This window comes from Planktothrix sp. FACHB-1355 (assembly GCF_014748295.1).
In the GTDB taxonomy this organism is placed as follows: domain Bacteria; phylum Cyanobacteriota; class Cyanobacteriia; order Cyanobacteriales; family Aerosakkonemataceae; genus Aerosakkonema; species Aerosakkonema funiforme_A.
The window spans coordinates 1-7,701 of sequence record NZ_JACJUP010000214.1 but is presented as its reverse complement, the minus strand read 5'-3'; the positions used below and the strand labels follow the sequence as shown (position 1 = coordinate 7,701).

The 7,701-nt window shown below is 46.4% G+C and carries 7 protein-coding genes and 1 pseudogene; 6 read left to right on the top strand and 2 right to left on the bottom strand.

Annotation, left to right across the window (positions count from 1 at the left end; genetic code table 11):
* Nucleotides 1-742: PAS domain-containing protein (locus H6S82_RS11720; RefSeq protein WP_191056246.1), on the bottom strand; the 742-nt coding region annotated here is incomplete at its 3' end.
* A 272-nt stretch (nucleotides 743-1,014) separates the two neighbouring features.
* Here H6S82_RS11720 and H6S82_RS11715 point away from each other — a divergent pair.
* Together H6S82_RS11715 and H6S82_RS11710 are read left to right on the top strand one after the other, a co-directional pair.
* Entirely contained in the window at nucleotides 1,015-1,692 is a 678-nt protein-coding gene (locus H6S82_RS11715) for a HEAT repeat domain-containing protein (protein ID WP_190464607.1), read from the top strand.
* Nucleotides 1,693-1,904: 212 nt separating this feature from the next.
* Nucleotides 1,905-2,432: a phycobiliprotein lyase gene (locus H6S82_RS11710; protein ID WP_190464608.1), complete on the top strand. Its 528-nt coding sequence runs from the start codon at nucleotides 1,905-1,907 to the stop codon at nucleotides 2,430-2,432.
* A 3-nt stretch (nucleotides 2,433-2,435) separates the two neighbouring features.
* Here the strand turns inward: H6S82_RS11710 and H6S82_RS11705 are convergent, their stop codons facing one another.
* Nucleotides 2,436-3,245, bottom strand: coding sequence for a hypothetical protein (locus tag H6S82_RS11705; protein WP_190464609.1), 810 nt, complete (start codon nucleotides 3,243-3,245; stop codon nucleotides 2,436-2,438).
* A 246-nt stretch (nucleotides 3,246-3,491) separates the two neighbouring features.
* On the opposite strand from H6S82_RS11705, the gene H6S82_RS11700 reads away from it, so the two are divergent.
* The 4 genes and pseudogenes from H6S82_RS11700 to H6S82_RS11685 all read left to right on the top strand — a co-directional run.
* The gene (locus H6S82_RS11700; RefSeq protein WP_190464610.1) at nucleotides 3,492-4,529 is read left to right on the top strand and encodes an ABC transporter ATP-binding protein; all 1,038 of its coding nucleotides are present in this window, start codon (nucleotides 3,492-3,494) and stop codon (nucleotides 4,527-4,529) included.
* Nucleotides 4,530-5,327, top strand: a complete 798-nt coding sequence (locus H6S82_RS11695; protein ID WP_190464611.1) for an ABC transporter permease — start codon at nucleotides 4,530-4,532, stop codon at nucleotides 5,325-5,327.
* A gap of 84 nt (nucleotides 5,328-5,411) precedes the next feature.
* On the top strand, nucleotides 5,412-7,073 hold the full coding sequence (locus H6S82_RS11690) for a Gldg family protein (RefSeq protein WP_190464612.1): 1,662 nt from the start codon (nucleotides 5,412-5,414) through the stop codon (nucleotides 7,071-7,073).
* Nucleotides 7,036-7,701: pseudogene (locus H6S82_RS11685) on the top strand (hypothetical protein); the annotation flags it as partial. The gene H6S82_RS11690 and the pseudogene H6S82_RS11685, both read left to right, overlap by 38 nt.

Sequence of the window (7,701 nt, the reverse complement as noted above, 5' to 3'; positions counted from 1 at the left end):
AAGCTTTTCTTATTTGCTTTTTGGCCCGATCGGCCATATTTTTTGGTAATATCTCCCCTATCTTTTTACCCAAAAATTGACTGACAGGTAATTCTAAGCTGAAGCCTTTTGGAGGTTTACATTCCAAAAAAGTAGTATCTTTATAGACGCGAAATATAGCATCCGGTATGGCGTCGGACAAAATTTGAACGGTGGATTCGCTTTGTGGCGATCGATCTTGAAAAAGCGTGCTATTATTGCTAGGTATGGAAACTTGTAAAAAACCTGTTAGATTTCCATTACTCTCTTTAAGAGCAGAGTATTTGACATCAGCCCAAAACTGTGTGCCGTCTTTGCGATGTACGGAAAATTTCCCTGTCCATTCATTCTGCTGGGCTACTGTATCGCTAATTGCTGCGATTTGCTGCGAGCTGATTTGAGCGACGGTTAATTCATAAAAATCTTTACCGATAACTTCTGCTGCTTGCCATTGATAGAGATTTTCGGCGTAGCGGTTCCAATACGTAATCTTTCCTTCTGTATCTGTTGTGATGATGGCGTGGGGAGTACTATCTAAAATCAATGCCTGAAAATTCATTTCCTCCTCTGCTTGCGGCTGTATTTCTGCCGCTAGTAGAATTTGCGATCGCGGTTTTGAGGTGGCATCATCCAGGCGATATTGACGGAGATTATTAAGCCCTTCTATTTCCATACACAAATTATTGTTTCCCTGGCTTATACTATCCGCTACGACGCTCGTCATAGAATCAGGCTAGACTAGCTGATATTAGCAATCTATACGCTTTCCGGGCTTGAGTCCATAGATACATATTTTTTCTTATCCCGAACAGGTATACCAAAATACAGGGAGAATTTTCCTCTATCTCTGAGACTATCCTAGCTCCTTGACATCCCTAAATTCCCCAAGCCGTCACACTCTCGGTCAGACTCTTCTAGCATTTAGGCTGGTTTGTCGTCAAGCTGCTGTCCAGAATATGTTAAGATTTGTAAAAAAAATGAGTGTAAGGTCAGCGAATGAATCCTTCCCAGTTACAAGAAATATCAGCTCGCCTAGAAAGCAAGTCTTCGCGGGATCGGATGATAGCCCTCGCCTCGTTGCGGGATATCCCGGCAGTGGAAGCAGTACCTTTGATTAAAAAAGTTTTAGATGATGAAAACTTACAAATTCGGTCAATGGCAGTCTTTGCCTTGGGCATCAAGCAGACACCGGAATGCTATCCAATTTTAGTGAAGTTGCTGGAAACCGATCCGGATTACGGAATTCGCGCTGACGCTGCCGGTGCTTTGGGCTATCTGGAAGACAATCGTGCGTTTGAGCCGCTAGTACGGGCTTTCTATGAAGATACAGATTGGCTGGTGCGCTTCAGTGCGGCAGTGGCGCTGGGCAATCTCAAAGATGGGCGTGCTTATGAGGTATTGGTTCGGGCGTTAGATACTAAAGAAGTGGTACTGCAACAAGCAGCGATCGCCGCTCTAGGTGAAATCAAAGCCGTAGAAGCAGTCGATACTATTCTCCGCTTTGCCCAATCTGAAGATTGGTTGGTACGGCAACGCTTAGCAGAAGCTTTAGGTTATCTTCCCAGCCCCAAGACCATTCCGGCGCTGAAATTTCTGGAAAAAGATGCTCACCCGCAAGTTTGCGAGGCAGCCAAAATTTCTCTCCAGCGTCTGGAGGAGACAGCCATTGAGTAGCTTATTGGCGAGAGTGGGGGAGTGGGAGCTTAGGTCGTGGGGGAGCGGCAGAATAAATCTTTTCCCTTTTCCCTCTTCCCTCTTCTCTAGCCCCTAGCCCCTAACCCCTTTTTTGACTTTTGACTTTTGACTTTTGACTTTCATTAGCCCCAAGCCCCTTGTAAGATGGGGATTGGGATTGAAAAAACTTTTGGCGCGAGACAGTTTGCTTCATGGATGTTAAAGAATTTTTCCAGCTAAGCGCTGGCAAATGGTTTTCACAACGCACCAGTCACCATCTAGCCTTCAAGCAATCAGAAAGCGGCAAATCAGATATCAAAATTGAAATGCTCGCAGGAGACGACCCGGTAGTGATCGATCTGTGCCAGCAGTACGACATAGACCCGAAGTTAGCTTGGGGTGGGGCTCGCGTCACTTGGGACGGGACAATGGAATGGGATAGCGAAAAACACGAAGGTTCCTCAGTGCTGGTGCCGATACCAGATCTGGATACACCCCAAAGCGGCAAGTTGCTGCGAGATGTCGGTTATGCTGAGAAGGCAGGGGTGGCAGGTCGCTACATTATCGGTAGCGATGATGCGATGACACTGATTACCGAGTACGAAACGATGTACTCAGAAGAGCGCATCTGGTTTGCCAGTCCTAACTTGCGACTGCGAGCAAGCATACTCAAGCGTTTCGGTGGTTTCAGTATGGCATCTTTTTGCTCGGAGATTCGTATGGGAGTAACTAAAACCTAGACATCAAAAATTCACTCTTCCATTTTTCCCTTCTTTGTGTTCCTCTCCTGGGTGGGCCAGCGCCTTCAGCTTGATATAGAAGTCAGAGGATAAGGCTTCAGGTATGAATTGCTCAATCGGTCGATGACTGAAGCCCCATTCAGGATATGCAGTGAATTCTAGATTTTCTCTTTGTTGGCTAGACTGATAGTCTGAATTGCCATTGGTCAGATGAGTTTTTTGCTCATCTGACTTTGGCAGCAGCGATGGGAGTTCTACAGAATTTTCGCTGTGGCTGGGGTGACTTTCCTTTACTTGTGCTAAGGCGATATTCGATTTGGAGGTATGTTCCTCTGAAACAGGCTGTACCAAAGCTTCAAATGGGTTTGAGGTGGGAGCTGCTTCCATGTCGGGGATTAGATCGTCGCAAGGTATAGAAATTTCCGGTGCTTGTACAGCAAGGGGTTTTAACTCTTGCTGAGATGCCTCCTCTGCATCTGCGGCGCTGCTAAAGAAAACTTCTCGAAGTTCTTTCGGTAGTTTGTTACAAACGAGGCGTTCAAATTCGTACTTGAAATGGTAAATGGGTTGCTTGCGTCGCAGCCAGATAACTAAAATCTGCTCGACCGAAATGGATTTATACCGACCTTGATACAGTGCCTCAATTACGGCGAGCCGCACCCAGTCGGCTGGGTAATTTTTACTCCAACGCTCAACCAATTCAGTAGCTGGGTAGCCGCCCAAGTCGAAACTGTAGTTAGCCAACAGCAACGTAGCGGCGGCGGCAGCTGCTTTGTTTTCTTGTGCTGGAGAGCCTTTTTCTAGTTCGCTCATTAAATGTTAATAGGGCTTGGTTTAAGATTTGGGAGTATGCGATCGACCTGCGAATTAAAAGCTAGCTTCATAAACGATAAACGGAGTTTTAGTTTTATTTCTGTTACAGCAGGCGTTCATTAGCGATAGTGGTTAGGTTAGGCAATTTTATCTTTCCCTTTTTGTGCCACGACGCTTCACCTGCTACCTGTATGGCAACCGATCGATAGTGTAAACGGGATTGACAACCTCCTGGAGTAAAGTCAGATGATTGAAGTTGAGCATTTATGCAAAATCTACGGCTCGACCCCAGCCATCCAAGATGTTACCTTTACTGTGGAGCCGGGGGAAATCGTCGGTTTTTTAGGGCCAAATGGAGCCGGTAAAACGACGACGATGCGAATTTTGGCCGGGTACTTACCGGCTACCAGCGGTACGGCTCGCATTGCTGGGTACGATGTCCATTCCGATTCAATGGCGGTGCGGCAGCGAATAGGCTATTTGCCAGAAGTGCCGCCGCTGTATCCGGAAATGACGGTAGAAGGCTTTTTATACTTTGTAACCCGAATTAAGGGGGTAGCGGCGGGCGATCGCGTTGCGTCGGTTAACTCGGCCATCAAACGCTGCAATCTGGAGGAAAAGCGCAAAGTCGCGATCCGCAAGCTTTCCAAAGGATTTCGGCAGCGAGTGGGAATTGCTCAGGCGATCGTCCACGACCCACCTGTGATTATTCTGGATGAACCGACGGTTGGTCTTGACCCCCGTCAAATCATTGAGATCCGAAAATTGATCGAGAGTCTCGCCGGTAGCCACACGATTATTCTCTCAACTCATATCTTGCCGGAAGTCAGCATGACTTGTAGCCGCGTCACAATTATCAATCGCGGCAAAATTGTGGCAACTAATACCCCGGAAAATCTGGAGGCTAGTTTGGCTGAAGGTTCGGGGTATGAAGTCGAAGTAGAGGGAGATGCTGCCACCGCTTTGGCAAGATTGAGAGCGGTGCCGGGGGTACGTTTGGTAGAATCTATGCCGATGGAGCATCTACCCTCAAGTCGCGCTCTCTACCGGATAACATCGGAAACGGGAGCCGAACCGGGTCGCGAGATAGCGGCTGCTTTAGTATCGGCTGGATTGGGATTATGCGAAATGCGACGCACACGCGCCACTTTAGAGGATGTGTTCCTAGAACTGACAACATCGGAAAAGATGACAACTAGCGAGGAGCAAACCCACCCCCAACCCCGACCCGTACAACAGGAAAGGGAGATTGGTAGGGAAGCTCTTGAGCAAGGAGAGAAGTAAATGCAGATAATCCTCGCCAATATTATGGCTATCTACCGCAAGGAGTTGCAGAGCTATTTTGCTTCGCCCTTGGCGTATGCGATCGCGGGTGTATTCTGGTTTGTGGCTGGCTGCATTTTTATGACTATTCTGCTGGGCACAATTAATCAAGCCGCAGAATACGATCGAATGTACGGCGCAACCGTACCGCCGATCGATGTGGCCAACTTGGTTTTGCAAAGCTTCTTAAACGTGATGGGGTCGTTTTCGTTGTTTGTGCTGCCGATGCTCTCGATGGGTCTTTATGCAGATGAGCGCAAACGCGGTACTTTGGAATTGTTGGCAACGTCGCCCATCACCAACTGGGCAGTGTCGGTGGGCAAATTGTTGGGAGTCTTAACTTTTTTCACGGCGATTATCATGCCGATGTTAGCCTATGAGGCGATCGCTTTGAGTGCGGCTGACCCCCCCGTACCGCCAGCTGTACCTTTATTGGGGCATTTGGGATTAATCTTGCTCGCCGCTAGCGTACTGTCTTTGGGGATGTTTATCTCTTCCCTTACAGATAGTAACGTTCTGGCGGCAATCTTCACGTTTGTCGCTGTCTTGCTGCTGTGGATGATCGATTTATTCGCCGGGATGTGGGGCGGCTGGGTTGGCGCAGTATTTAGCTATTTATCATTGCTGAAGCACTACAACAACCTGGTACAAGGGATCTTGGATAGCAGCAGTTTGATATTTTTTGCTAGTTTTATTGTTTTGGGGGTGTTTCTCACCGCTCAGTCGATCGATGCCTTGCGCTTTCAGCGCTCGTCATAGGGAATTTCAAATTTCAGATTTCAAATTTCAGATTTAAATAAATTTGAAATCTGAAATCTTAAATCAGCAATTAGTAATCAGCCAATGAAAACATTCAAATTCAGCGATAAATATGCCAAATATCTGCTCTGGATAGGGCTATTTCTACTTGCTGCCGGTTTCACCGCTTGGGTAGTATCGGACAAGTGGTTGCCCGTACCGCTTTTGTTGGTAATTTGTGGAAGTGTGGCTCTAGGATTGTGGTTGGCAAGTCAAGGTAATGGCGATTTAACTTCACCGACACAAAGTTTTTGGGGACAGCGTTCCACACAAGCAGGAACTAATGCCTTTGTAGCTACGGCAGCAGTTGTGGCGATTTTGGTGGTAATTAACTTTTTGGGCGTCCGCTATTCGGGGCGGATGGACTTGTCAGAAAATCAACAGTTTACTCTGTCGCCTCAGTCACAGCAGCTGGTGCGGGATTTAACCCAACCTGTAAAAGTGTGGATATTCGATCGCAATCCCGATCCCAAAGACAAGCAATTATTGGAGAACTACCAACGTCAGGGGTCAAAGTTCAGCTTTGAGTATATCGACCCTAATGTCAATCCAGGATTGGCGAGAAAATTTAATCTCAAAGAAAGCGGCGAAGCTTATTTGGAATATGGCGAACAGCGAAAGTTTATCCAAAACGTCAATCAGAATGAGCCGCTTTCGGAAGAAAAACTGACTAATGCTATAGAACAAATTAAAAGCGATCGCACTCTGGCAGTATATTTTCTGCAAGGTCATGGCGAACGACCGATGGAGTCAGTCAGAGATGGACTGTCTCAAGCAATGAAGTACCTGGAGCAGAAAAATTATAAAAGCATTGCGCTTAACTTGGCAGAACGTTCATCAGTTCCCGATGATGCCGTTGCCGTCGTGGTAGCGGGGCCAAAACGAGCTTTGTTTGAGCAAGAAGTTAAAGTGTTGCGCGAATATCTCGATCGAGGTGGCAGCTTGCTACTGGCATTAGACCCCAATACCGATCTGGGACTCAATAGTTTATTGGATGAGTGGGGTGTGAAGCTGGAAAATCGTCTTGCCGTTGATGCCTCCGATGATGGACGTTTGATTGGATTGGGACCGGCTACTCCCATCGTGACTAACTACGGAAATCATCCCATTACTAAAAATTTTGGCAATGGCATTTCTTTCTATCAAATGGCAAGACCTCTAGATATTCAACCTATCAAAGGTGTGGAAGCGACGCCACTGTTGTTGACTTCTCAAGATAGCTGGGCGGAAAGCGATTTAGAAAATCGGGAATTAACTTTCGATCCCAAGCAGGATCGCCAAGGGCCGTTGATTTTAGGGGTAGCTTTGAGTCGTAAAGCGGAATTTATATCCAATTCCCAGCCAGCACAAGCATCACCCTCTCCTGCTGCATCTCCAAATAAGTCAGAAAGCCAAACATCAAAACAAAATTTGGATAAAAAGCCAAAAAAACGCTCAGATGAAGCTCGCTTAGTTGTGTTTGGAAATTCTAGTTTTGTCAGCGATGGGGTATTCGAGCAACAGTTAAATGGCGATGTGTTTCTCAATTCAGTCAGTTGGTTGAATAGGCAAGAAAATCGCACTCTTTCCATTCGTCCCAAGCAGCCAAACCAGCGTCGTCTGAAGATGAGACTTTCCCAAGCTGGCTTGTTAACTTGGATAAGTATAGTCATTTTACCTTTAATCGGATTTGGAACGGCTGGCTGGCTTTGGTGGCGGCGGCGATAAGGAAGATATCTGGAGGTTGCTGTCTCATATGAAGTTCCCGAAGTCTACTCTAATTCTGTTAATATCGGCGGTGTTTTTAGGCGGTATCGTTTATCTGTTTGAAACCGAGGGCAGACCGCAGCTAGAAGCGGCGAAAAATCAGGAAAATCTGGTTTTTGATTTCCAGGAAAAAGATGTGCAAACTGTTGTTTTAAAAACCCAAAATAAAACTATACAGTTCGATCGAAATCAGCCGCAGCAAAATAATATTTCCGCCACTAAATGGCGAATGAAAATCTTGGAAATTGCCAAGGAAACTGAGACAAAACAAGAATCTGAAGCGAAGGAAAACACTGAATCTGGCGATAACAAAACAACTGCATTGCCTGAAAATAGTACGGTAAATAGTTCTGGCGATAAGAAAGCAAGCGAACGCGATCGAGATACTCAAGTAACACCATCTCCGGAAGCAAAAGCAACAGAGCGGCCAAAAGAAAAGATTGGCACCCAAATGCCAGCTAATGACGCCTATGTGGCTTATTTGCTGGATAAGTTAGTTAAGGCAAAGAGCGAGCGCATCCCCAGCGATCCGCGCATAGATTACGGTTTGAATGAACCTCTAGCGACTGTGGATATAAAGTTAAATAAT